Genomic DNA, 23,112 nt, shown 5'->3' on the forward strand with positions numbered 1-23,112 from the left:
TACTTTTACTTAATCGAAGCGAATTGCTTTTACTGGAGATATTTTGGTTATTATATAAGAGGGGATTAATAGCACCAAAAAACAAACACCAACAGTAAGCAGATTTAATAAGAGTATATAAAGCCAATTTAGATAAACAGGGGCTTGATTTACATAGTAGTTTTCAGGATTTAATTGAATTACTCCGAATTGTTGCTGAATCAACAGAATTGAAATCCCTATTAAATTTCCCCAAAATAGCCCTCGAAGAATTAAATAAAAAGCATTATATAAAAAGATTTTACGAACTGACCAGTTATTTGCTCCCATCGACTTTAGAATTCCAATCATTTGAGTTCTTTCTAAAATAAGAACTAACAATGCCACTACCATATTAATGGTAGCAACTAGAATCATAACTCCTAGAATGATTACAATATTAAAATCGAACAGCTGAAGCCAATCGAAAATATAACTGTACTTTTCTACAATGGTTTTCGTATCGAGATTAGATGATGTTTCTTCGTAGATTTTATTTCCTATTGATTTAATTTCATTAAAATCTTTGACAAAAACCTCAAACGCTCCAACTTGGTTTTCGTTCCATTTATTAATTCTCTGAATATGTCGGATGTCGCCAATAATATATGTTGCATCAAAATCTTGAAATCCTGAATTAAATATGGCTGCGATTTTAAACCGACGACTGTTTGGAAGCTTACCTTGCTCCTCTTTAATAAAAAAAGTATTGAATTGATCTCCGATTTTCAAATTTAAGCGATCAGCAAGAAATCTCGAGATAATAACATCTTCATTCAATGCTTTTGTAAAATCTGGCAATTTACCTTCTACGATATATTCTTTAATATTATTCCAATCGTAATCTGCACCAACTCCTTTGAATATTATTCCTTCAAAAGCATTTTCGGTTCTAATTATTCCGGCTTTGCTAGCTACAGCTTGAATATGACTTACTTCTGGAACTGATTTAAAATTAGGATAGAAATCCTGTTTCTTCGAAATTGGAACTGTTGTAACTTCTGAATTGTTATTATCGTAATTAGAAATTATAATCTGGCCATTAAAAGCAGAAACTTTTTCGCGAATTTTTTTCTGCAAACCAATTCCAGTCGCTACAGAAACCATCATCATGATAATTCCGATTGCAATTGCCGAAATAGCAATTTTTATAATGGGTGCCGATATACTGCTTTTATAATCTTTTGCAGTAATAAGTCTTTTGGCTATGAAATATTCTAAATTCAAATTACGAGTTTTCTTTATGTTGCTTAATTATTCTTTTCTCAAAAATACATCTTAAAAAAGGAAATCAGTATATTCTCGGAAACAATTACCTGTTTTTATTTATAATGGCAGTTTCTTTTTCATTTCTTCTACGATATTAAATGCCGCTGGACATATTTCGACATTTTTCAAAGTTAAGTTTGAAATCTGGTAAAATTTGTTTCGATCTGTGTGAGGAAACTCTCTACAAGCTTTTGGGCGAACATCATAAATCATACAATAGTTTTCGCTATCCAAAAATGTACATGGAACGCTTTGCAAAACATAATCTTTATCCTCGTCAATTCGCAAGTACTGATCGATGAACTGTTGCGGCTTTTGTCTAAAATGTTTTGAAATTCGCTCAATATCTGCCAAAGTAAATAATGGCCCTGTTGTTTTACAGCAATTAGCGCACTTTAAGCAATCCGTTCTTTTAAATTCAGCATTGTGCAAATCTTGCATAATGTAATCTAAATTTTTAGGCGGTTTCTTTTTAAGCTTATCGAAATACTTTTTATTCTCGTTATGCTTATCTTTGGCTAACTTACTTAAGTTATTTAAAATCTGTTTCAAGTTTACTATTTAAAGTTGATTTGCAAAATTAAACAACTTTGAACTTGAAACCTTAAACTTTGAACTAAAACAATGAAAGATCTTTTTGGGAAGGCGATATTTGATTTTTACACCAAAAACTCACCTGAAGACATTATCACCGAAACTTCAATCTCTGAAGAAGACGAAATGAGTGTTGAATATCTTTTCCGCAGTTACAATGAAATGCCTAAAATTGAGCAAAAAGCTTTACAATTGGCTAAAGGAAAAATATTAGATGTAGGATGTGGCGCCGGCAGCCATGCTTTATCGCTACAAAATGAACGCAATTTAGAAGTAACTGCTATTGATATTTCAAAAAAAGCAATTGAAACCTGTCGCCTTAGAGGAATAAAAAATGCTAAAGTTGAAAATGTTTTAGATTTTGAAGGAGAAAAATTTGACACGATCCTGCTCTTAATGAATGGTACAGGTATTTTTGGCCAGTTAAAAAACTGCAACAAATACTTATCTAAATTAAAATCTCTTTTAAATCCTGACGGACAAATTTTAATTGACAGTTCTGACATCATTTATATGTTTGATGAAGATGAAGACGGCGGCAAATGGATTCCGTCTGAAAATGATTATTATGGTGAACTTGTTTTTAACATTAGCTATAAAGGAGAAAAAGAAGAACCTTTTGACTGGTTATATCTGGATTATAACACACTCCAAAATGCAGCAATTGCCAACGGTTTTAACTGCGAACTTATTCTCGAAGGAGAACATTACGATTACTTAGCTAAACTTTCCATTTAAAACTAACCATAAAACCATGAATGAACTAGATTTAGAAAAATTAAAATATCCTATCGGAAAATTTACAGCGCCAGAACAATATTCTACAGAATATCTTTCTGAAAAAATCAAAGAAATTGAAACTCTTCCTGAAAAACTAGCAAAAGAAACGATTCATTTAACCGACGAACAACTGGATACTCCTTATAGACCTGGCGGATGGACAGTAAGACAAGTTATTCATCATTGTGCCGAAAGCCATATGAATTGCTATGTTCGCCTAAAATGGGCTTTAACAGAAAACAATCCCGTAATTAAGCCTTATGACGAAGTACTTTGGTCTGAATTAAGCGACAATCTGACAATGCCAATCCAACCAACTCTAGATTTACTAAAAGGACTTCATTTCAGATTAGGCTATATCATGCGAAGTTTACCAACATCTGATTTAGAAAAAACTTTTGTACATCCTGCTGATAATTCAGAAATCAAACTTAAAAGAATGATCGGGATGTATGCTTGGCACGGAAACCATCATTTGGCGCACATTACCGCTTTGAAAAATTATAAAAATTGGAAATCATAAAATCTGTTTACTTTTTACACAGCTTGTATACTTCCATAAAATAAAAAAATCTCTTCACGTGAAGAGATTTTTTGTTTTATGGAATATTAAGATATTTATGCGTTTGTAATGAAACTCTCCATTTTGGATTATTCATAACATAATCAACAATCAGCGGAGTCATTTCTTCTTTTTTACTCCATTCTGGTTGCAAGAATAAAATCGCATTATCATTTACTAATTCTGCTTGTTCTTCTGCAAAAATAAAATCGTGTTTGTTATAGATAATCACTTTTAATTCGTGCGCATTATCATATACTGTTTGAGTAGGCAACTTATTCTTTTTTGGCGAAAGACAAATCCAGTCCCAAGTTCCCGACAATGGAAAAGCTCCAGAAGTTTCAATATGTACTTTTAGATTTTTTTCTTTTAAACGTTTTGTCAAAAGCGTCATATCCCAAGATAAAGGCTCTCCACCAGTTACAACAACTGTATCAGCATACTTCGCAGCATTCTCAACAATTAAATCTACACTTGTTGGCGGATGAAGCTCAGCATTCCAGCTTTCTTTCACATCGCACCAATGGCATCCCACATCACATCCTCCAATTCTAATAAAATAAGCAGCTCGTCCTGTATGCGAACCTTCTCCTTGAATGGTATAAAACTCTTCCATCAAAGGAAGCATTGCTCCTTTATTTACTTCTAATTGTATTTCTTTTGGTAACATTTTAATATTTTAAGAGTGCAAAGATAGTCAATAATATACGGAACAAAAAAACCGATAGTTTTTTGAACTATCGGTTTTTATATATTCCTTAAAATACTCTAATTATTTTAAAGCTTTTATAGATTGTGTAGCATATGAGTTTGCTGGATCTAATACTAAAGTTTTATTGAAATACTCAATTGCTTTAGCTTTATCTGTATTAGCATAAGCAGCAGCGATACCATTGTAAGCTTCAACAAATTTCTTAGCTACAGCTGGCTTAGCTACTTCTTCAGCGCCTTTTGCAGAAATTTTAGCAACATACTCTTCGTAGTTTTTAATGATCAAATCATCTTTGTCTAATAAAGAGTTGATTCTAGCTTTGTACAAGTATGCTTCATCATAACTAGGAGCAGTAGTTAAGATTTTATCAAAAACTGCATCTGCTTTTCCTAAAGCAACAGCATCACGGCTTTCTTTTGGTTTACTAGCATTACCATAGTATAAAGAAATTCCATAATAAACACTGTCATCTAAATAATTTTTAGATTCTGGATTACTTGCTCCAAGTTCAAAAATAGCTGCAGCTTGCGCATACTGTTTTTTACTGAATAATTCTTTTCCAAAATCTGCAAATTCTTCTACTACTAAAGGCTCTAATTCAACCGCTTTTTTAATATCGGCCAAACCTGAATCAAAAGCAGCTTGATCTACTGTACCATCAGCAGCAGTTCCTTTTTTAATTTTAGCTAAACCTAGGTAGTAGTAATCTCTTCCGATAACTTTGTTTCCTGGAGCTTTAATAAAATCTTCGATAGATTTAATAGCAACGTCAACATTTCCGTTTTCGTAAGCTGCATATCCTAAATATCTGTAAATTCTAGGATTTACTTTATCCTGAGCAATCATTTTGTTTGCAACAGTTTCTAATTGTTTGTAATCTTTAACCAAGATCAAGAAATCTGCATGACGCATTTTAGAATCAAGAGAGTAATCTGTCAAACTTAAATACTTCTCATAGTTTGTAATTGCATTTTGCAAGTTAACTTTAGCTGTAGAAGGTTTGTTTCTTGCCCATTTGTAATATGTTTCAGCAAGCTCTCTGTAAACTGGTCCGTAGTTTGCATCTAGAGCGATAACCTCATTAAAAGATTTAATCGCTTCATCGTAAGATTTAGCACCTTTTAATAAAACTCCTAATTGCATTTTTGCTCTCAATAAAGTATTATCAGCTGTAAAAGCATCGCGATAAGCTTTGTAAGCATCATTTTGGTTATTTGCTCCATAGTAAGCATCTCCAATAGCCAATAATGCTTGTGCATTTTGAGGATCAACTAATAAAGCTCTTTTTAAAATATCAGTTGCGCTTTTATAGTCTGGATTATCAGAATTCATGTAAGCTCTAGCAATGTAAATAAATTCATTTACATCCTTTTTCTTCATGTCTTTAGTCGCTAAAGTAAAATTAGCTTGAGCTGCAGCTGTGTTTTTAGCATCAAGATCTAATTGACCCAAACCAATATAGCTTAAGTTTTTCTTGTCTGAAGCTTGTAATCCATTATTGTAATAGATTTTTGCAGAATCGATAACAGATTGATTCAAATAAACATTTCCTAAAACAAAATTTGCTTCACCGTCTGAAGGTTTAGCTTTGATGATTGATTTAAGGATAGTTTTTGCCTTATCAAATTGTTCAGCATCGATTGCCTTCTTTGCTTGGTTGATATCCTGCGCTTTAGTTGCCGTAGCCGACACAACTAATGCAAGACTAAAAATTTTAAATTTATTCATCTTTATTGTAATTAATTTATTCTTTATCTTTTATAATTTCACTTCTAATTTTCAGTTTTCGCCCTGGAGTTTTGTATGGCAACAATCCTGATTTCAAAACTATGCGTTGTCCAATATCTCCAGCAATGAATGAAGCAAAGCCCATTCCTAATCCAGAATAACCTTGACAATTGATAATAAACAAATCACGTGCCAAAGGATATTTCCCTATTTCTAAGTCGTTTTGGGTAGGACTATAATATTCATTACTATCCAAACCTTTAACATAAAGGACATTTATTTTATTAATTGTCTCTTTCATATCAGGTGTTGGCTGATAAAACCAATTAACGCCAATAACACCAATCATACCGTCGTTTTCAGAAACAAATTTGATCACTTCATTATTTGTTTTAAATGAGAAAACACCAGATTTAGGTATTTCATTCACTTTCGCTAATTCTTTCATGTAACGAACCGTGCTTGAATTAGGATTATCAAAAACAAGGCCTTTAATTTTGCCATCCGTTTTACCCTGCATGAAATCAATCACACTTTTCAACGCAATTAATGTATCATTATTGTTTTTATTAGAAATAAAAGCAATAGCGTCATGAGCAAAAGGAGTTACTCTTGGTTTAATTTTGCTTTTGTCAAAGCGAGCAATTTCTTCAGGAGTTAAATCTCGCGTAGTAATTGCAACTTTAGCTTTTTGATTTAATAAATCATTAATTACTTCAACTTCAGATTTTGGTTTTACTGTAATTTTTGCATCATAGTAAGTGCCTTCAAAAACAGCAACCTGATCGTCTACAATTTGCTTTACCGTTTCATCAACCGCAATATCAAGTGATCCTTTTAGAATGGTTTCTTTTTCAGTTTCACTTTTGCTTTTTTGGTTGCACATGGCAAACAAAAAGACAAAAACAACCAAACCTAAAGCCTTACTATATTTCAACATAATTATTCTTCTTTTGAATTAATTAATCTTAAAAATCTTATTCCAGAATATACAATCAGTAATCCACCAAAGGCATATCTATATTTCGGTTCCATATTAAGCGGAAGTTTTTCCCAAAACATAATCATTAAACCGAGTACAAGATATATTAAAAAAAACAGTATTCCTAAAACAAGAAGAAATCGCTCTTTGAGCGATTTCTTCTGAATATTATTAAGCATATCTTTTAACATTATTCTGCAGATTGAATAGTAATAGGAAGAGAGTACAATACCCTAACTTTTTTACCATTTTGCTCGCCGGGAGTCCATTTTGGACATTTTTTAAGAACACGAATTGCTTCTGCTCCTGTACCATAACCGATATCTCTTAAAACTTTAATATCTGTTAATGACCCGTCTTTTTCAACTACAAACGTAACGTAAACTTTACCTTTTAGACCTTCTTCTTCTGGAGTTTTGTAGTTGTTTCCTACGAATTTGTAGAATTTCTCAATACCTCCTGGGAAGTCTGGTTTTACTTCGATACCAGCTGTATTATATACAGTGTTATCTTCTTGTACCACCTCTGCTACTGGTCCTTTTCCAACTGGCTCATCAACAGTTAAAACTGCATCTGGATCTCCTTTGATAGTCTCAGCACCAACTTTTTTGTCTTTTAATTCAACAATTTTTGGTGGGTCTTCAGTTACTTCTTCCGCTTTTGCAACCACAGGTTTAACGAATTTAACCTGATCCACTTTTGGTGGTGGTGGCGGTGGTGGTGGCATATTAGGCTTAATTTCCTCTTTTTTAGGAGGCAATTTTACCGCAGCCATCTTAACCTCTTTAACCTCTTCTTCTTCTGTTGAGTCTGGTAACAAACTCGCGATAAGAGGAGCAGCAACAGCAGCACTAAAGATAAGAGAACCAATAACAAGTGCTTTCACAGTTGTTTTTCCGTTTGATTTTCTCAGCTCGTATGCTCCATATATCTTATTACGTCCTTCGAATACGATATCAAGCCACTGATTTTTTATAATATCTAATTTCATACTTCTTGATTTTTAAGTCGACAAAACTTAAGATTGCTCTTATTTTTTATCTATCACTTTTGCTTCTTCTGGTGTAAACTCAGGAACAATTGCATACGTCTCAACTCCAGTGATAGCCATTTCGTCCAAGATATCAACCAAATTACGGTAATTTGATTTTTTCGTTGGTTTAATGATCACAATGATTCCGTTTTTAGGTTTCCCTAAAGAAGCAGAATAAGCTAAAACATTTTTCTTTTGTTTTAACAATTCTCTACGGATTCCATCTTTACCATATGCAATATCTTTTGGCCCCACTTTTGGTGTTGCCAATAACCCCATATAGTAAACCATTTTGTTATCGCCACCTAACATTACTGTCATAGTACGATTCTCGTCTACTTTGGTATCCTCAGTTTTCTTATTTGGATCATCATCTTTATTTGGCAATGACAAATCCATCGATTGAGGTTTTGACAACGAAGTAGTTAACATAAAGAATGTAATCAATAAGAATGCCAAATCCACCATCGCTGTTAAATCGACTTTCGAATTCTGCTTTTTACTTCTTACTTTACCACCTTTACCACCACCGCCGTCGCCGGTATTTAATTCAGCCATCTTAGTGTATATTTTTTAATTAAAAGTCTCTTCCTCTTTTACCTGTAACTAAGTTAAAGGAATTGATTTTCTGATCTTGCAAAATATCCATAATTTTTCTAATTCTTGGATATTCTTCTTTAGCATCTCCTTTAATCGCAATCTGCAATTCTTTGTCATCCAAATCAATTGTAGCTCTTCTAGAGATTAGAAGCCATTCTTTTAATTGATTATCTAATGAATCCAAAGGAATTCCAGGCTGGTTTGCTTTGGTTCTATCCGCCGCTTTCATATCAATGATTTGCTTTAAACCTGTAATTGGCACACCAAAATCGTCCATAAGAGCAAATTTGGTTTTATCTTCTTCTGAAAATTCAATACCATATTTTGCACCCATTCCTTCAAGAGTTCTTTTACGAACTTCTCTTCCTTTGATGTCAAAAAAGACTTTCCCTTTTCCTATTGTAATAATAGCCAAATCAGTATCTGGCAGTTTACTTATTGCAACAGAAGCAGGCATATCTACAGGTAATGCCTCTGGCACTTTAGCAGTAGCGGTTAAGATAAAGAACGTAAGCAAAAGGAACGCTACGTCACACATCGCAGTCATATCTGTCGATGTAGACTTCTTTTTCATTTTAATTTTAGCCATTATCTTTTATTTTATTTTTTTGATAAAAAATCAAAAATTAATTATTGTCTTAAACTTCCTCTGAATTTTCTGTAAGTATTCACGATTGTAGTACCAGCCTCATCGATAGAGTAAGTTAAATCGTCAATTTTAGCAGTAAAGAAGTTGTAAGAGATAATTGCTAAGATAGAAGTAGAGATACCTGTTGCAGTGTTGATAAGTGCCTCAGAAATACCTGTTGCAAGAGCAGCTTGGTCAGGAGTACCAGCAGAAGCTAACGCACCAAACGCTTTAATCATACCAGATACAGTTCCTAATAATCCTCCTAATGTACCTAAAGATACTAAAGTAGAGATAATAGTCATGTTTTTCTCTAACATTGGCATTTCTAATGAAGTTGCCTCTTCAATTTCTTTGTGGATTACTTCTGAAGCTTCTTCGCTGTTGAATCCTTCTTTTTTAACATCTTGGTATTTTACTAAAGCTGATTTAATTGCGTTTGCAACTGAACCTTGTTGTTTGTCGCAAGAAGCAATAGCAGCTTCGATGTTTCCTTCTTTAATACTACCTTGAACGCTTTTCATGAATTTGTCAAGGTTAGTTTTTCCTGCAGCTTTACCGATAACAATAAATCTTTCAATAGAAAAAACAACAACCATTAAAAACATACCTAATAATACTGGTACGATGAAACCTCCTTTATATACTTGTCCTAATGTATTGATTGGATGTCCTGTTTCTGGATTACCTCCTTCGAAGTTCGCAGAATCCCCCATGATTACTTTCCAAATAAACACCCCTACTAAGATACACGCTACAATAATGATTCCAGTGATCATTCCTCCGCCATTTGAAGTGCTTTCTTTTTTAACTTTAACGTTTGCCATTTTTTTTAATTTTAATAGTTTTAAATAATTTTTATTTTTTAGTTATATTTAACTTGTAGAGGAGCAAATTTATACGTTTAGTTTAAATAAAAAAACTTTTTTTAATTTAATTGACCGAAATTTAACTTCAAATTAAAAAATATCTCATTAAATTGCCATCATCATTTTTTAGATAAAACAAAAAAAAGGACGATAATTAGAAAAATTACAACGTTTTAGTAAATATTCAAAGATTCCTTTGATATCTTCTTAAAAAGCTGCGAATTTTTTTTTTATTAAATTTTCAATCAAAAAAAGCTTTTTCTTACTAAAAAAAACCACATAAAAAGTGCCCAAAAACAAAGCAATACTCATATAACAATCTAAATTACAAATAAAAACATGAATAAAAAAGAGAATTTTATTGCTGATATAAATACGGGGTATTCCTCGAAGGGAGACAGCATTATACTTGGAGGCGCAATGCTTGATGGTGAGCCAATTGCAGAAGCTCATGTCAAAATTCCTCTAAAAACTTTAAATCGCCATGGATTAATTGCGGGTGCAACTGGAACAGGAAAAACCAAAACAATTCAGGTTTTCTCGGAGCAGCTTTCTAATGCTGGAATTGCTGTTTTAATGATGGATATTAAAGGCGATTTTAGTGGGATAGCCAAAGAAGGTAAAGAAGAAGATTTTATTACAGAACGTCATGCTAAAATAAATGTACCTTATAATGTAGCTGCATTTCCCGTTGAATTGATGTCTTTATCTAAACAAAATGGAGTTCGTCTGCGCGCAACGGTTTCTGAGTTTGGGCCCGTTCTTTTTTCACGAATTCTAGATTTAAACGATACACAGGCTGGAGTTGTCGCAGTTATTTTCAAATATTGCGACGATACTCAAATGCCTTTATTAGACTTAAAAGATATTAAGAAAGTAATTAATTACATTACTGAGGAAGGTAAAGATGAAATTGCTGCCAATTATGGAAAAATTTCAACTGCTACAACAGGCACAATTCTTAGAAAAATTATAGAATTGGAACAACAAGGCGGAGATTTGTTTTTTGGCGAATTGTCTTTTGAAACCGACGATTTAATGCGAATTGATGAAAATGGGAAAGGTTATGTTAATATCATCCGTCTGACGGATATTCAAGATAAACCAAAATTGTTCTCGACTTTTATGTTAAGTCTTTTAGCTGAAATTTATCAGAAAATGCCTGAAAAGGGAGATGCTGGCCAACCCGAATTGGTTATCTTTATTGACGAAGCGCATTTAATTTTTAATGAAGCTAGTAAAGCGCTTTTGGAGCAAATAGAAACAATAGTAAAATTAATTCGTTCTAAAGGTGTTGGACTTTATTTTGTTACTCAAAACCCTATGGATGTACCTAGTGGAGTTTTGGCTCAATTAGGCTTAAAAATTCAGCACGCGTTGAGAGCCTTTACAGCAAACGATCGTCAGGCAATTAAAAAAACGGCGGATAATTATCCTACTTCTCCTTATTATAAGACTGATGAATTATTAACGAGTTTAGGAATTGGAGAAGCCTTGGTAACTGCTCTTAATGAAAAAGGTATACCAACTCCTCTTGTGGCTACAATGATGCGTGCGCCAATGAGCCGAATGGATGTTTTGTCTGCTGAAGAAATTGACGAGATAAACGGTAAATCGAAATTAGTAAAGAAATACGCTGAAGAAATTGACCGCGAAAGTGCTTTTGAAATTTTAAACAAGAAGCTGGCACAAGCTTCTGAAGCTGCAGCAAAACAAGAAGAGCAAGCTCCTGCGAAATCATCAAAAGCAGAACCAAGTACTACAGAGGTCGTTACCAAATCTGTTTTGAAAGTGGTGACAAGCGCTACCTTTATAAGAGGTGTTTTTGGGGTTTTATCAAAATTCTTAAAGAAGTAAAAAATAAACCCGACGGTTTTAAAATCTGTCGGGTTTTCTTTATGCTAAAGGTTTATTTTACTTATTCAAATACGGTCTAGAAAAAACTTAAGCCTGTTCTAATAAAGCGAGAATTTTATTTTCTACTTCTGGACCGTTCCAAATATTTTCGATATTTTCCATTCGAAGGACTTCTTCCATAATTCCGTTTTGATAATCTCCGATTGCTAAAGCTTCGGCATACGGACGATCGCTGAAAGTAACTCGACTGTAAAGGGGAATCCATTTGTCTGGATGCTTGTCTGAAAAGATTTTCTCAATTTTCTTTTGCAACAAGAATTTTTCATCTGCTGTTTTGGTACTCATTTCTAAGAAATTTCGATACGAAAGCTCTGCAATTGCATCTGCATTTGGTTTTCTTGAGATCTGATATTCAGCAAATATTTTCTTCCAATCGTCTTGGTACTTTTCAATCATTTCACTCAAAACAGTAATATCTTCAAATCCGGCATTCATTCCTTGTCCATAAAATGGAACTATGGCATGGCAAGCGTCTCCAATCAAAGCAACTTTGTTTTCGTAAGTCCACGGAAAGCACTTCATGGTAACGAGAGTACTTGTTGGATTTTTAAAGAAATCATTTGCCAATTCTGGAATAACTTCAATAGAATCTGGAAAATTTTTCTCGAAGAAATCTTCAACCATCTTGCGGTCTGTTAACGATTCAAAAGAGTTTTCTCCTTCAAAAGGCATAAATAAAGTACAGGTAAAACTTCCGTCAAGATTAGGAAGCGCAATTAACATGTACTCGCCTCTGGGCCAAATATGAAATGAATTTTTATCTAATTTATGTGTTCCGTCTGGATTTGCTGGAATATTCAATTCTTTATATCCCATATTCAAAAATTCTTGAGAATAATTGAACATGCTCTGGCGCTGCATTCTGTGGCGAATTCTAGAGAAAGCTCCATCGGCACCAAAAACCATATCAAACTTTCTTTCTTCCCACTCTCCTCTTTCGCTTTCTCCAATATGAAGTGTGGCATCGTTCAAAGTAACGTCCCAAACTTTTTGTTCAAAATGGAATTCAGCTCCAGCTTCTTCAGCAAGATCGATCATTTTTCTGTTTAATTTTCCTCTTGAAATAGAATAAATAGATTCGCCTTCCTGACCGTAATTCTGAAAGTTCAGTTTATCTACCAAATGTATGGCACGTTTATCCATCGGAATCGCGATTTCTCGAACCGCATCGCCAACACCTACTGCATCTAAAGCTTTCCAGCCACGGTTAGACATTGCTAAATTAATAGAACGTCCAGAAAAATTTATTTTTCGAATATCGGGACTACGATCATAAACATGAACAGAGTGACCCGCTTTTTTAAGATAAATTGCCAGAAGCGACCCTACAAGTCCAGAACCAACAACAGCAATTTTTAATGAAGTTTGCATCGAGGAAAATCTAATATTGGGTCGTAAAAATAACTAATAATAATACATGAGCCGTAAAATAAATGAACAAATTGTTCGTAAATAGTGATTTGAAAAGGTTATTTCAGTTTTCTTGATTTTAAAAATATAACAAATTGTTATTTTATTTAGTTTATTTGAAAAAATTAAACAACTAATTTCGTTTTCGATTAATTCATTCAATAAAAACAAAATTCATGAACAGCGAAATTTTACAATCGGAGATTATTTTAGAAAATGAAAAAGCTCTTTTAATTCCTTTTGAAAGTGAAAGAAATATCGAACTCAAGAAAATCATTTTTGATGATGATATCTGGAAATATATGGGAATGTATGTTCGAAACGATCAAGATTTTGAAAACTATATTTCAAGTACATTAAAACAAAAAGCGGACGGAATTTGTTATCCTTTTTTAATTATTGATAAAGCTACAGGCAAAGTTGCAGGAAGCACACGATACGGTTATTTAAATCACGCGAGTCAAAAATGCGAAATTGGCTGGACTTGGTACGGAAAAGAGTTTCAAGGAACGGGCTTAAATCAAGCGTGTAAATTTGAACTGCTTAATTTTGGTTTCGAACAAATTCAATTTAGAAGAATACAATTTAGCGCAGATCTAGAGAATAAAAGATCGCAGAAAGCTATTGAAAAATTGGGAGCTGTTAAAGAAGGAGTTTTTAGAAATAATTATGTTGACTCTGAAGGAAAAAGTAAAGATGACGTTTATTTTAGTATTATATTGGAGGAGTGGGCGAAAACTAAAGAAGACAATTTCTCAGACTTTATCTAAAAAAACAGGAGCGACTTTAAAAGTCGGCTCCTGTTTTTGAATTAATTTATCTTTTAAAAATAGATTACTTTACTTCTTCAAAATCTCCTGGTTTCCAACTTCCATCAAAAGCAGCTTTTTCTGGTCCATAAATACGTATATAAACAAACCAACCTTTATTTGGAATTGTTTTTATCCATTGCCCTTCTTTGCCTGCAGGTGCTTTTGGGCCAAAATACAAATCAACTGTTTTGCCACTTATTTTATCTTTAAGCTCAAACATAGAACGAAGTGCTGCTTTATTTTGGTCTGTAGCAATCTGGCTTCTCGTTTCGGCATCATAAACTGTAGCAGACCAGAAAAGTTTTGCAGGTACAGGTGTAGGAAGTGTCAGTTTATAGGTCTTACTTCCATCAACATATTTTCCTGTATTGTCTTTCAATCCTAACCAATATAAAGATCCTGAACCTTCCTGACGTCTAAACATAGCTGGAGAAGCACCAATTGCCTGGTAGAACCAAGTTTCTCTCGCATCTATATCAACATAATTCTCGGTATTAAAATCTCCATTTTCAGGACGAAGCCCAACCCATTCCCATTGGCGATCTTTCCAAACTATACGATCTGGACGACGATCGGCAAACGATTGCACACGCATTTGAGCATTAGCAATTTTTGCTGCTTTTGAAAGTATACTTTTCATACGCTCATCTGGCGTAAAAGGCTTTCCTTTTGCAATTCCAAGCACTGCCAATTCTCCATAATAATTGCGATATCCATCATAAGATGGTTCACGATCGATAATTTCTTTTAAAACTTCCCAATACTTAAAAGTGGTCTCATATTTTAACGGTGTACTATTTTGCGGTTTGTCAGTCAATTGAAGCCATGTTGGATCTTTCCAATCAGAAGTTTTATTGAACGGATAAACTTTTACTGTTGTTAAGCGTTCTAAAGCTCCTTTTACATCTCCACCAACAGGAAGCGAACGCACACCAACAGTTAGATTATCAGATGAAGCATGCCAAATATAATATCCAGATGATGGAATTGGCCCTTTATAACCAAATGGAAGAATTAAGTGCTTGCCTCCTTTTCCTGCATCTGGCCCCGGAATTCCCATATCGGCAACCCAACGCTGATTAACATCCATGGCAACAACAATAAGCGGACCTGTAGGAATATCGACAACCATAGGACCTTTGGATAAATCTAAAACTACTGGTGCATAAGGGGTATCTGAATTTAATGTATACCCTATTTGACCTGGTTTTGTATCTAATGTTCCAAAAACGGAATTGGCCTTTACTCCTATTTCAAGATTTCCTAGACCAATTGCTGCGCCAGAAACGGTTGGGTAGAAAAATTTATAGGTTTGAATCGCACGATTAAGATCGGCATCATCGTATGCTTTTTGTATAGTTGCCTCTGTTGGATATCCACCAACAAACTCATAGCCGTCTACACTTGAAGAATCTGCAGAAACGCTTTCATTATTTACTTTGATTTCTTTCTTGCAGGCCGTTGCAAGAAGAAATAATGAAAACAAACAAGGAATGATTTTTTTCATAATAATTAGATTTAAACTTGAATTAGGGATAAAATTCCAATCAAATTTAAATCTAGTTCATACAAAATTAGCTACTTGCCATCTTCAAATAGGTTTCAAGTTATAAAATGAAACCTGTTTTTTATGGGTATTCATTTTTGCATCATTCTCTTTTTAACCTAAATTTGAAATCAAATTGACCAATCAATCTAAAAAAAATGCAGCTATATTCAGAACATTATGTAACCGTAAAAGCGGAACGGTTTGTCAATAAAGTTTGGTGTCTCGATAATAGCGTCGGCGAAAGCTTTATCGAAAACAAACTTGTTCTGCCAAATGGCTGTTTTAATCTAGCTCTTATAACTGGAAACTCGATTGAAGTTCATACCAGTAAAGCCAAATATCAAATGAACGAAGGTGTTTACTTTTGTTCGCAAATGACTAATAAAGTTTTGGTCAATATACAGCCGAAAACTAAAGTTACCATTATTCAACTTCACACTTGGGCGCTTTCGATGTTTCCAAAATACGATTTAAGCAATTTTACAGACTCAATTATTAAAATTGATGCTGCAGAACTTCCTTTTAAAATTCAGACCAATTCTAACATCGAAGTTGTATTAAATACAATAAATACCTACTTTGAAACTTTGTCTGATTTAAATTCAGAAAAAAATACCGTTGAAAAAATTTGTGAGATAATACGACTTCGTGAAGATGAAATTTCTGTTTCAGAAATCAGTACAGCATTAAAATCTTCACAACGATTGCTTCAGATTAAGTTTAAAACTGCAACTGGATTAACGATTAAAAAATATATTCAGATTTTGAAATTTAGAAAATCGGTGGATCAAATGGTAAATTCTGATTTAGAAAAACTAAAACTGACTGATATTGCGCTTTACAATAAATATTTTGATCAGTCGCATTTTATAAAAAAGTTTAAAGACGTGACTAAAACCACTCCAAAAACTTTCGATCCCGATTCTTATTTTCTTTCTCATAAAAGATAAGTTTTCGCATTTGTACAATTTTACGAGTTTTGATTGCTTTACTTTTGCTGTATCATCAATCAATATCAATTACAAATGAAAATTAATCAATCTTTTTTTCAATTAAAATATCTTTTAGTTGGAATTTTATTCATCCAAATTCAATTTGGATTTTCTCAAGAAGCTAAAAATTCTGCTTTATACAAAACCATTATGTCAAAAGACAGTCTTCTTTTCGATATTGGTTTTAATACCTGCGATATAAAACAATTTGAAAATCTTTACACGGAAGATTTTGAATTTTATCACGACAAAGACAGTATTTCTGACAAAGCACGATTTTTAAAAACATTTCAAAACGGAATCTGTTCTCCAACAAGAAAATATAATTATCGCAGAGAATTAATAGACGGAAGTACTGAGATTTATCCTTTATACAAAAACGGCATTTTATACGGTGCGATTCAAATGGGAACGCATCGTTTTTATGAAAGCTCTGCTGGAAATCCAGGACAAGCAGGAAGTTTTGCCAAATTTACCCATTTATGGCTTTTAAAAAATAAAGAATGGAAATTAGCAAGATCGCTTAGTTATAATCATCAAATGATAAGTTCTACTGCTGGCATATCAAATCTTTTTGACAATGATCTGGAAACCGAAAAATGGCTGAAAGAAAATAATGTTCCAGCTTTGGGAATTGGAATTATTGCAGACGGAAAACTAAAACAGGTAAAAGTTTTTGGCGAACTCAAAAAAGGCGTTTCCGCACCATATAATACAATTTGGAATGTGGCTTCGCTAACCAAACCTGTAACTGCTATAACTGTTTTAAAATTAGTAAGCGCCGGCAAATCGGATTTGGATGAACCGCTTTATAAATATTGGATCGATCCTGATATTTCGAAAGATCCTAATTTAAAATTGCTAACCACGAGAATTGTTTTGAGCCATCAAACGGGTTTTCCTAACTGGAGGTCTTTTAATGAGTCTAAAAAATTAGATTTCAAATTTAAACCTGGAACTCAATACCAGTATTCTGGAGAAGGATTTGAATATCTGCGAAAAGCGGTAGAGAAAAAATTCCACAAAACATTAGATCAATTGGCTGCAGAATTAGTCTTTGAACCTTTAAAAATGACCGATTCTCAATTAATTTGGAATGATAAAACAGATCTTTCGAGATATGCCGTCAATTATGACAAAAACGGCAATGCTTACGAACCGACAAAAAATAAATCTGCAAACGCAGCAGACGATTTATTGACCACGATTGAAGATTATGGGAGATTTTTATCGAGCGTAATGAACGGTGATGGGTTAAGTGAAAAAGTTTTTAAGGATATGATTTCGCATCAAGTTCAGACCAAAAAAAACAAATACTTTGGTTTAGGCTTTGAAATTTATCATTTAGGAAATGAAAACTACGCTCTTTCGCATGGTGGTGCAGATCAAGGTGTTCAGACTATTGTTATTTTACTACCAAAGACGAAACAAGGCTTAATCATTTTTACCAATGTTGATGACGGTTACAAAGTTTACGAAAATATTGTTGTTCATTATCTTGGAGAAAATGGCAGAAAAATAGTCGATATCGAAACAAAATAATTTTCCACTTCAATCAGATATTAACTTTAATCTGAAAACATGCTAAATTTATTTATCCTTCTACTAGTGTTTATAAGTAAAGTTTTGACATCTTAATATTGCCTGAAAATATTTGTTAGTTATGAGCATGGGCCTACTTTTATAGTACTTGGTCTGTGCTCTACTTTTTTTATTCTGAAAAAAAATAAAAAATTTAGCTAAATCCTGAAACCAAATCGCAAATCATTCGTCTAACATTTTAGAGCCTAAATTTATTTCATGAAAAAAATCGTAATTTCGATATAACTTTCTGAATATCTTTTAGTTGATCAGTTTCAATCATCAATCAAAAAACGAATCGTTCATTAATCTTAAACCATAATCAATCCATTATGAAAAAATCAATCAAACTTGTTGCACTTTTTGTCGCTTTTCAGTTTTCATCCTTTAGCACCTTTGCGCAAGATAAAGCGCAGCAAATTGAACAGCTTTTAAACAAATACAACGAATACGGACAATTTAACGGTTCGGCTTTGGTAGCTGAAAACGGAAAAGTAATTTTCAAAAAAGGTTTTGGTTCTGCAAATATGGAATGGGATATTCCGAATCAACCAGACACAAAATTCAGATTAGGTTCTATCAGCAAACAATTTACGGCACTTTTAATTGTAAAATTGGTCGAAGAAGGAAAAATAAAATTGGATGTTCCTATTACAACTTATCTTCCAGATTATCCAAAAGAAAATGGCAGTAAAATCACAATTCATAATTTGTTGACTCATACTTCTGGAATTCCAAATTATACTAATGCGCCAAACTTTTTTAAAGACAAAGCAAAAAATCCTTATACTCCAGAAGCTTTCGTAAAGACATTTTGGAATTTGCCTCTTGAGTTTACACCTGGCGAAAAATTCAATTACAGCAATTCGGGTTATTTCTTGTTAGGTTATATTATCGAAAAAATCACAGGCAAGACATATGAGCAGAACTTACAGGAAACTATTTTCACACCTTTAAAAATGGTTAATTCTGGTTACGATCACAGCGATTTAATTATAAAAAACAGAGCTGCTGGATATGAGAAGGAAGGAAATAAAATTGTGAATGCTGCTTATATCGACATGAGTATTCCGTACGCTGCTGGATCTTTGTATTCTACTGTAGAAGATTTGTATTTGTGGGATCAAGCACTTTATACCAATAAATTGCTTTCTGCAAAAAGTATGGAATTGTTATACAAACCATATATAAAAGCTTGGAATGGTTTTTACGGATACGGATGGTCAACTTATGAAATTCTGAACGGAAATGATAAATTAACCGTTATTGAACACGGAGGTGGCATCAACGGATTTAACACAATCATCTCGCGCATTCCGGCAAATAAAATTCTTATTGTTTTATTGAATAATACTGGTGGAACTCTTTTAAGCGAAATGAATACAGCAATTCGTTCTATTTTGTACAATCAGCCTTTTAATCAGCCGAAAAAATCATTGGCTCTTGATTTATTAGATGTTTACACAGAAAAAGGTGCCGTTGCAGGAACTGATGCTTTTAAAAAGCTAAAAAATGATCCTACTTATGCAATTAAAGAAGACGACATGAACCGAGTTGGATATCAATTATTGCAAACTGGAAAAAAGAAAGAAGCTATTGAGGTTTTCAAAATCAACGTAGAAGCTTTTCCTAAATCTGGAAATGTTTACGATAGTTTAGGCGAAGCTTATTTAGCCGACGGAGACAAAAAAATGGCAATTGCTAATTATAAGAAATCTGTTGAATTGGACCCAACCAATGAAAGCGGTAAAAAAGTTTTAGAAGAACTTTCTAAAAAATAAACTGAGAACACTTTTATCTAAAAAAATTCTCAAACGACTCCGATAAAGTAGAATCAAAATCTATTTTATCGGAGTTTTTTGTTACAACTTGGAACACTCAAATTTGGCAATTTATTTTTTAAAATACTATTTTAGCCCTACCCAAAACAACTGAATAACCTATGAAAAATCTAAAAAACTACAGTTTTCTTTCTGTATTGCTATGCCTTTTTATTTCTTCTAAATCTTTCTCGCAAAACAATCAGCCATTGATGCCAACCCAGCAAAATAAAATTATAATTGATAAAATTATCGAAGCTGCTCATTATAAAAATTATGTAATTGATTTTTGTTTAGTGAAAATAAATGAAGCTTCTGCGAAAGAAGGCTGGAACGATCAAAAAGCAATGGAAATTACTGAAAGCATAAACTATAAAAATTTCAGAGATGCGATTTATAATATTTTTGCTAGACACAATGAAGTCGAATTGGAAACTATTTTAAAAGCTTACGAAAAGGACACGGCTTATCAATCTCAAAATTTCATGACGGCAAGTAAAGTTCTTTCTAATAATCTGAACATTTTTGCCAATGATATTGTTAAGGGAAAATATCTTTTAAAGTAAGGTTTAGAGAGACAAAGCGACAAAGGTTCAAAGTTTTTTCTTTGCAAACAGCTCTTTGTCAAAGTTTCAAACTTTGACAAAGATTATAGAACCTATGATTTGAAACTTGAAATAAAATTTAATTCTTCGGTTTTAAAACCAGTTTGGTCGAAGTTTTTATAATCTCTTCTTTGTTCAATTTCATTTTTCTGAACTTTCCTGCGTTGTACATTTCGGCTTGATCGCTATAATGTTTACTGAAAGGATTTCCAGATTGTCCTGTCGGCAAAATACTCCAACTGTTTTCTACATCGGAAAAATCAACAATTCTTCTTGTTGAAGGTCCACCTTTGGTGTAATATTTTCCTTCGTCATTAAATCCGAAAAATAAATTATTGATCACTTCATTTGAACCAGGAGAATTGAAAGGCCCAACATTAAATAATCCGCGAAGTGCTTTGACTTTTCCTAATGGATGTTCATGTTCTACGGTATGCACTTTTCCCCAATTCCATTCTGAAATATTTTGCCCTAACTGATTTTGTAAAGCAATAACAGCATCATGAAAAGATTTTGAAACAATCTCTGTTCTCGTTTCTTTTACATTTTTGGTTTTGATATTATCCCACCAAACCGAATTTTCATTTTTAATTTGATTCGCGATAACTTGCTTTCCTAGAGAAATTCCCAAGAATAAATTAAAGTTATCTTTTCCCATTTCATCTTCAAATGTATTTTTTAGGTATAGATAAATCCATTTGTTGTAAATCGTTGGCGCAACATCTTCTAAATTGGTTGTTCCTTTCCAAGATTTTAAAACGTTCAAGACTTCTTTTTCGTTATTCGAAAGCGGTTTATTATCTAAAGTTGCAATTAAATTTTTTGTCGTTTCAACAGCAACATCAGAAGTATTATCATAAATCATTTTACTGATGGCTTCTTTATCCCAATCAGATTTTGCATCTAGAATTCCTGAAATTCTTTTAGCGCGATCTTCTGGCAAATAATATCCTGGATACAAATAACCATTATCAATAGCTTCTGGCTGATTATTGGCCGAATAAACATATCCCCATGCTGGATTTTCTGCTGATGGATTTTTTTCGAAATCTAAAAACTTCGTAATATCGTCTTTTCCACTTGAACCGTCTAGAATCAAATGCGTATTAACTCCTTCATTGTGTCTATATAATTTTCCACTTGCCCACCAAGCTACATTACCTTTTGCATCACCATACATTACGTTTAATCCTGGCGCTGCAATTAAAGACACAGCCTTTTTAAATTCGGTTGTATTTTTGGCATGCGAAAGTCCATAAGCAGCGTCTAGAATAAAGATTGGTTCTCTGGTGTAAGTCCACGACATTGCAATTGGATTTTTCTTATCTAAACGATCTATAAAATCATTCATAATTGGTCCGTGGCGAGTAATTTTAACCGTCAAGACAACATCTGAAGAATCTTTTACTTTTATCGTTTTTTTTCTGATTTCATATTTATCGAAACCAGTTGGCGTTTGATATTGCGAAACATCGTTTGCTTTATTTTTTTCTTGATAAAAATCGATGTCATCATTTTCAAACATGGTCAAACCATAAGCATAATCTCTGTTATGCGCCAAAAGCGGAAACGGAGTTCCTGCCAAATAACAGCCGTACAATTCATGCTTTGGTGTAACTAAATGAGCTTCGTACCAAGTTGCAGGTTGCGAAAATCCAATATGTGGATCATTTGCAAAAATAACTTTTCCTGTTTTTGATTTATGTGGCCCAACAACCCAGCTATTGCTTCCAACAAATGGAGGAATTGGAGATTGATCCAACATGGCAGTTATAGATTTTGAAATCTCAGTATACTCTTCTGTTTTCTCTTTTGAGATTTTAATTCTTGTATTATTAAATTCTCCTTCAATTCCTAAATCTTTTAAATAAGCAGCTCCATATTTATTTTTTATATCTGTCAACAATGGATCTGTTTTCTGAGCCATCGCAAAACTGAAAGACATATATCCGAAAATATTATAAACATCTTTTATAGTAAATTTTTGCTTTTTTACACCCACCAAAGTAAACTCTATTGGCGTTACTCCTTCTTCTAGATATTGATTGATTCCATCTAAATACGCTTGAGTCAATTTATAACTTTTGCTATTTTTATCCAATTTTGCAATGGCTTTTGCCGAAGCTTCTTCGATTCCGATTCCAGCAAAAAACTTATCGTTTTTAAGCGCGACACCTCCAAAAATTTCAGAAAGACGTCCTGGAGCAATTCGGCGTAACAATTCCATTTGCCATAATCTTTCCTGTGCATGTACATAACCTAAGGCGGTCATCGCATCTTTTTCAGAATCTGCATAAATATGAGGCACTCCAAAATCATCAAAATAGACCGTGGTTTCTTTTTCGAGATTTTTTAATTGTACTGAACCTTCATATTTCGGTTTTAAATGAAAAATATAAGCACACAAACCAATCGCAAGAATCACCACAAGAACCAATACGGTCAACAAGATTTTTTTAATTACTCTCATATTCTAAAAAAGGATAAAAATTCAAAATGATATAACTTTTCTGTAAAATTTTATAAGAAACAAAGCTCTTTTAAAGTCTAAATTTATGTATTTAAAATTAATACTATAAATGTCAATCTATAAAAAAATAGCGATTGTTGTAATTTCTCTGTTTGCAATTGTAATTCTTGCGAATGTTGGC

21 protein-coding genes are annotated in these 23,112 nt (G+C 33.1%); 8 read left to right on the plus strand and 13 right to left on the minus strand.

The annotated features are described in order from the left end of the window. Positions 1-9 precede the first annotated feature (9 nt). The gene (locus tag B3J44_RS05005) at positions 10-1,245 is read right to left on the minus strand and encodes an ABC transporter permease (RefSeq protein ID WP_286966295.1); all 1,236 of its coding nucleotides are present in this window, start codon (positions 1,243-1,245) and stop codon (positions 10-12) included. A 99-nt stretch (positions 1,246-1,344) separates the two neighbouring features. Beyond that, entirely contained in the window at positions 1,345-1,839 is a 495-nt protein-coding gene (locus tag B3J44_RS05010) for a YkgJ family cysteine cluster protein (RefSeq protein WP_286966297.1), read from the minus strand. 72 nt (positions 1,840-1,911) lie between these two features. Between B3J44_RS05010 and B3J44_RS05015 the strand changes: the two genes are divergently transcribed. Further along, a complete protein-coding gene (locus B3J44_RS05015) occupies positions 1,912-2,619 on the plus strand; it encodes a class I SAM-dependent methyltransferase (protein ID WP_286966303.1) in 708 nt (235 codons plus the stop codon). Between the two features lie 16 nt (positions 2,620-2,635). Beyond that, complete coding sequence (locus tag B3J44_RS05020; RefSeq protein ID WP_286966305.1) at positions 2,636-3,184, plus strand: YfiT family bacillithiol transferase; 549 nt, start codon at positions 2,636-2,638, stop codon at positions 3,182-3,184. A 76-nt stretch (positions 3,185-3,260) separates the two neighbouring features. Here B3J44_RS05020 and B3J44_RS05025 read toward each other — a convergent pair whose 3' ends face one another. The 8 genes from B3J44_RS05025 to B3J44_RS05060 all read right to left on the minus strand — a co-directional run bounded on the left by B3J44_RS05025 (position 3,261) and on the right by B3J44_RS05060 (position 9,733). Beyond that, positions 3,261-3,893: a 7-carboxy-7-deazaguanine synthase QueE gene (locus B3J44_RS05025; protein ID WP_198855500.1), complete on the minus strand. Its 633-nt coding sequence runs from the start codon at positions 3,891-3,893 to the stop codon at positions 3,261-3,263. A 102-nt stretch (positions 3,894-3,995) separates the two neighbouring features. Then, positions 3,996-5,663 (minus strand): tetratricopeptide repeat protein, encoded by a 1,668-nt coding sequence (locus tag B3J44_RS05030; protein WP_198855499.1) that lies wholly within the window; start codon positions 5,661-5,663, stop codon positions 3,996-3,998. Positions 5,664-5,679: 16 nt separating this feature from the next. Further along, positions 5,680-6,603: a PstS family phosphate ABC transporter substrate-binding protein gene (locus B3J44_RS05035; protein WP_286966312.1), complete on the minus strand. Its 924-nt coding sequence runs from the start codon at positions 6,601-6,603 to the stop codon at positions 5,680-5,682. Between the two features lie 2 nt (positions 6,604-6,605). After that, positions 6,606-6,836 carry a hypothetical protein gene (locus tag B3J44_RS05040; protein WP_111286913.1) on the minus strand — a complete coding sequence of 77 codons (231 nt, stop codon included), beginning with the start codon at positions 6,834-6,836 and terminating at the stop codon, positions 6,606-6,608. After that, positions 6,836-7,636: an energy transducer TonB gene (locus tag B3J44_RS05045; protein WP_095928220.1), complete on the minus strand. Its 801-nt coding sequence runs from the start codon at positions 7,634-7,636 to the stop codon at positions 6,836-6,838. The genes B3J44_RS05040 and B3J44_RS05045 overlap by 1 nt, the downstream gene beginning before the upstream one ends. Positions 7,637-7,675: 39 nt before the next feature. After that, positions 7,676-8,236 carry an ExbD/TolR family protein gene (locus B3J44_RS05050; RefSeq protein WP_286966320.1) on the minus strand — a complete coding sequence of 187 codons (561 nt, stop codon included), beginning with the start codon at positions 8,234-8,236 and terminating at the stop codon, positions 7,676-7,678. 19 nt (positions 8,237-8,255) lie between these two features. Beyond that, positions 8,256-8,867: an ExbD/TolR family protein gene (locus tag B3J44_RS05055; RefSeq protein WP_095928222.1), complete on the minus strand. Its 612-nt coding sequence runs from the start codon at positions 8,865-8,867 to the stop codon at positions 8,256-8,258. A 41-nt stretch (positions 8,868-8,908) separates the two neighbouring features. Continuing rightward, on the minus strand, positions 8,909-9,733 hold the full coding sequence (locus B3J44_RS05060) for a MotA/TolQ/ExbB proton channel family protein (protein WP_198855496.1): 825 nt from the start codon (positions 9,731-9,733) through the stop codon (positions 8,909-8,911). Between the two features lie 381 nt (positions 9,734-10,114). Here B3J44_RS05060 and B3J44_RS05065 point away from each other — a divergent pair, with 381 nt between their 5' ends. Beyond that, on the plus strand, positions 10,115-11,632 hold the full coding sequence (locus tag B3J44_RS05065; protein ID WP_286966328.1) for a helicase HerA-like domain-containing protein: 1,518 nt from the start codon (positions 10,115-10,117) through the stop codon (positions 11,630-11,632). Between the two features lie 87 nt (positions 11,633-11,719). Here B3J44_RS05065 and B3J44_RS05070 read toward each other — a convergent pair whose 3' ends face one another. After that, positions 11,720-13,063: an FAD-dependent oxidoreductase gene (locus B3J44_RS05070; RefSeq protein WP_286966331.1), complete on the minus strand. Its 1,344-nt coding sequence runs from the start codon at positions 13,061-13,063 to the stop codon at positions 11,720-11,722. Between the two features lie 215 nt (positions 13,064-13,278). Between B3J44_RS05070 and B3J44_RS05075 the strand changes: the two genes are divergently transcribed. After that, positions 13,279-13,872: a GNAT family N-acetyltransferase gene (locus tag B3J44_RS05075; RefSeq protein WP_286966335.1), complete on the plus strand. Its 594-nt coding sequence runs from the start codon at positions 13,279-13,281 to the stop codon at positions 13,870-13,872. A 64-nt stretch (positions 13,873-13,936) separates the two neighbouring features. Here the strand turns inward: B3J44_RS05075 and B3J44_RS05080 are convergent, their stop codons facing one another. Beyond that, positions 13,937-15,421: a DUF1254 domain-containing protein gene (locus B3J44_RS05080; RefSeq protein ID WP_286966338.1), complete on the minus strand. Its 1,485-nt coding sequence runs from the start codon at positions 15,419-15,421 to the stop codon at positions 13,937-13,939. 197 nt (positions 15,422-15,618) lie between these two features. On the opposite strand from B3J44_RS05080, the gene B3J44_RS05085 reads away from it, so the two are divergent. From B3J44_RS05085 to B3J44_RS05100, 4 genes are all read left to right on the plus strand, one after another. Then, complete coding sequence (locus tag B3J44_RS05085) at positions 15,619-16,413, plus strand: helix-turn-helix domain-containing protein (RefSeq protein WP_286966342.1); 795 nt, start codon at positions 15,619-15,621, stop codon at positions 16,411-16,413. A 75-nt stretch (positions 16,414-16,488) separates the two neighbouring features. After that, complete coding sequence (locus tag B3J44_RS05090) at positions 16,489-17,997, plus strand: class A beta-lactamase-related serine hydrolase (protein WP_286966344.1); 1,509 nt, start codon at positions 16,489-16,491, stop codon at positions 17,995-17,997. Between the two features lie 371 nt (positions 17,998-18,368). After that, positions 18,369-19,817, plus strand: a complete 1,449-nt coding sequence (locus B3J44_RS05095; RefSeq protein ID WP_286966347.1) for a serine hydrolase — start codon at positions 18,369-18,371, stop codon at positions 19,815-19,817. A gap of 161 nt (positions 19,818-19,978) precedes the next feature. Next, positions 19,979-20,422, plus strand: a complete 444-nt coding sequence (locus tag B3J44_RS05100; RefSeq protein WP_286966352.1) for a hypothetical protein — start codon at positions 19,979-19,981, stop codon at positions 20,420-20,422. A gap of 118 nt (positions 20,423-20,540) precedes the next feature. Here B3J44_RS05100 and B3J44_RS05105 read toward each other — a convergent pair whose 3' ends face one another. Further along, a complete protein-coding gene (locus tag B3J44_RS05105) occupies positions 20,541-22,931 on the minus strand; it encodes a penicillin acylase family protein (RefSeq protein WP_286966354.1) in 2,391 nt (796 codons plus the stop codon). Between the last annotated feature and the right edge of the window lie 181 nt (positions 22,932-23,112).

It is taken from the genome of Flavobacterium sp. UBA4854 (assembly GCF_002399805.1).
Lineage (GTDB): Bacteria > Bacteroidota > Bacteroidia > Flavobacteriales > Flavobacteriaceae > Flavobacterium > Flavobacterium ginsengisoli.

What these genes read in the sequence shown, in the direction of transcription:
- B3J44_RS05015 (WP_286966303.1), top strand. Translation starts at nt 1,912, where the DNA reads ATGAAAGATCTTTTTGGGAAGGCGATATTTGATTTTTACACCAAAAAC.
- B3J44_RS05020 (WP_286966305.1), top strand. Translation starts at nt 2,636, where the DNA reads ATGAATGAACTAGATTTAGAAAAATTAAAATATCCTATCGGAAAATTT.
- B3J44_RS05025 (WP_198855500.1), bottom strand. Translation starts at nt 3,893, where the DNA reads ATGTTACCAAAAGAAATACAATTAGAAGTAAATAAAGGAGCAATGCTT.
- B3J44_RS05030 (WP_198855499.1), bottom strand. Translation starts at nt 5,663, where the DNA reads ATGAATAAATTTAAAATTTTTAGTCTTGCATTAGTTGTGTCGGCTACG.
- B3J44_RS05035 (WP_286966312.1), bottom strand. Translation starts at nt 6,603, where the DNA reads ATGTTGAAATATAGTAAGGCTTTAGGTTTGGTTGTTTTTGTCTTTTTG.
- B3J44_RS05040 (WP_111286913.1), bottom strand. Translation starts at nt 6,836, where the DNA reads ATGTTAAAAGATATGCTTAATAATATTCAGAAGAAATCGCTCAAAGAG.
- B3J44_RS05045 (WP_095928220.1), bottom strand. Translation starts at nt 7,636, where the DNA reads ATGAAATTAGATATTATAAAAAATCAGTGGCTTGATATCGTATTCGAA.
- B3J44_RS05050 (WP_286966320.1), bottom strand. Translation starts at nt 8,236, where the DNA reads ATGGCTGAATTAAATACCGGCGACGGCGGTGGTGGTAAAGGTGGTAAA.
- B3J44_RS05055 (WP_095928222.1), bottom strand. Translation starts at nt 8,867, where the DNA reads ATGGCTAAAATTAAAATGAAAAAGAAGTCTACATCGACAGATATGACT.
- B3J44_RS05060 (WP_198855496.1), bottom strand. Translation starts at nt 9,733, where the DNA reads ATGGCAAACGTTAAAGTTAAAAAAGAAAGCACTTCAAATGGCGGAGGA.
- B3J44_RS05065 (WP_286966328.1), top strand. Translation starts at nt 10,115, where the DNA reads ATGAATAAAAAAGAGAATTTTATTGCTGATATAAATACGGGGTATTCC.
- B3J44_RS05070 (WP_286966331.1), bottom strand. Translation starts at nt 13,063, where the DNA reads ATGCAAACTTCATTAAAAATTGCTGTTGTTGGTTCTGGACTTGTAGGG.
- B3J44_RS05075 (WP_286966335.1), top strand. Translation starts at nt 13,279, where the DNA reads ATGAACAGCGAAATTTTACAATCGGAGATTATTTTAGAAAATGAAAAA.
- B3J44_RS05080 (WP_286966338.1), bottom strand. Translation starts at nt 15,421, where the DNA reads ATGAAAAAAATCATTCCTTGTTTGTTTTCATTATTTCTTCTTGCAACG.
- B3J44_RS05085 (WP_286966342.1), top strand. Translation starts at nt 15,619, where the DNA reads ATGCAGCTATATTCAGAACATTATGTAACCGTAAAAGCGGAACGGTTT.
- B3J44_RS05090 (WP_286966344.1), top strand. Translation starts at nt 16,489, where the DNA reads ATGAAAATTAATCAATCTTTTTTTCAATTAAAATATCTTTTAGTTGGA.
- B3J44_RS05095 (WP_286966347.1), top strand. Translation starts at nt 18,369, where the DNA reads ATGAAAAAATCAATCAAACTTGTTGCACTTTTTGTCGCTTTTCAGTTT.
- B3J44_RS05100 (WP_286966352.1), top strand. Translation starts at nt 19,979, where the DNA reads ATGAAAAATCTAAAAAACTACAGTTTTCTTTCTGTATTGCTATGCCTT.
- B3J44_RS05105 (WP_286966354.1), bottom strand. Translation starts at nt 22,931, where the DNA reads ATGAGAGTAATTAAAAAAATCTTGTTGACCGTATTGGTTCTTGTGGTG.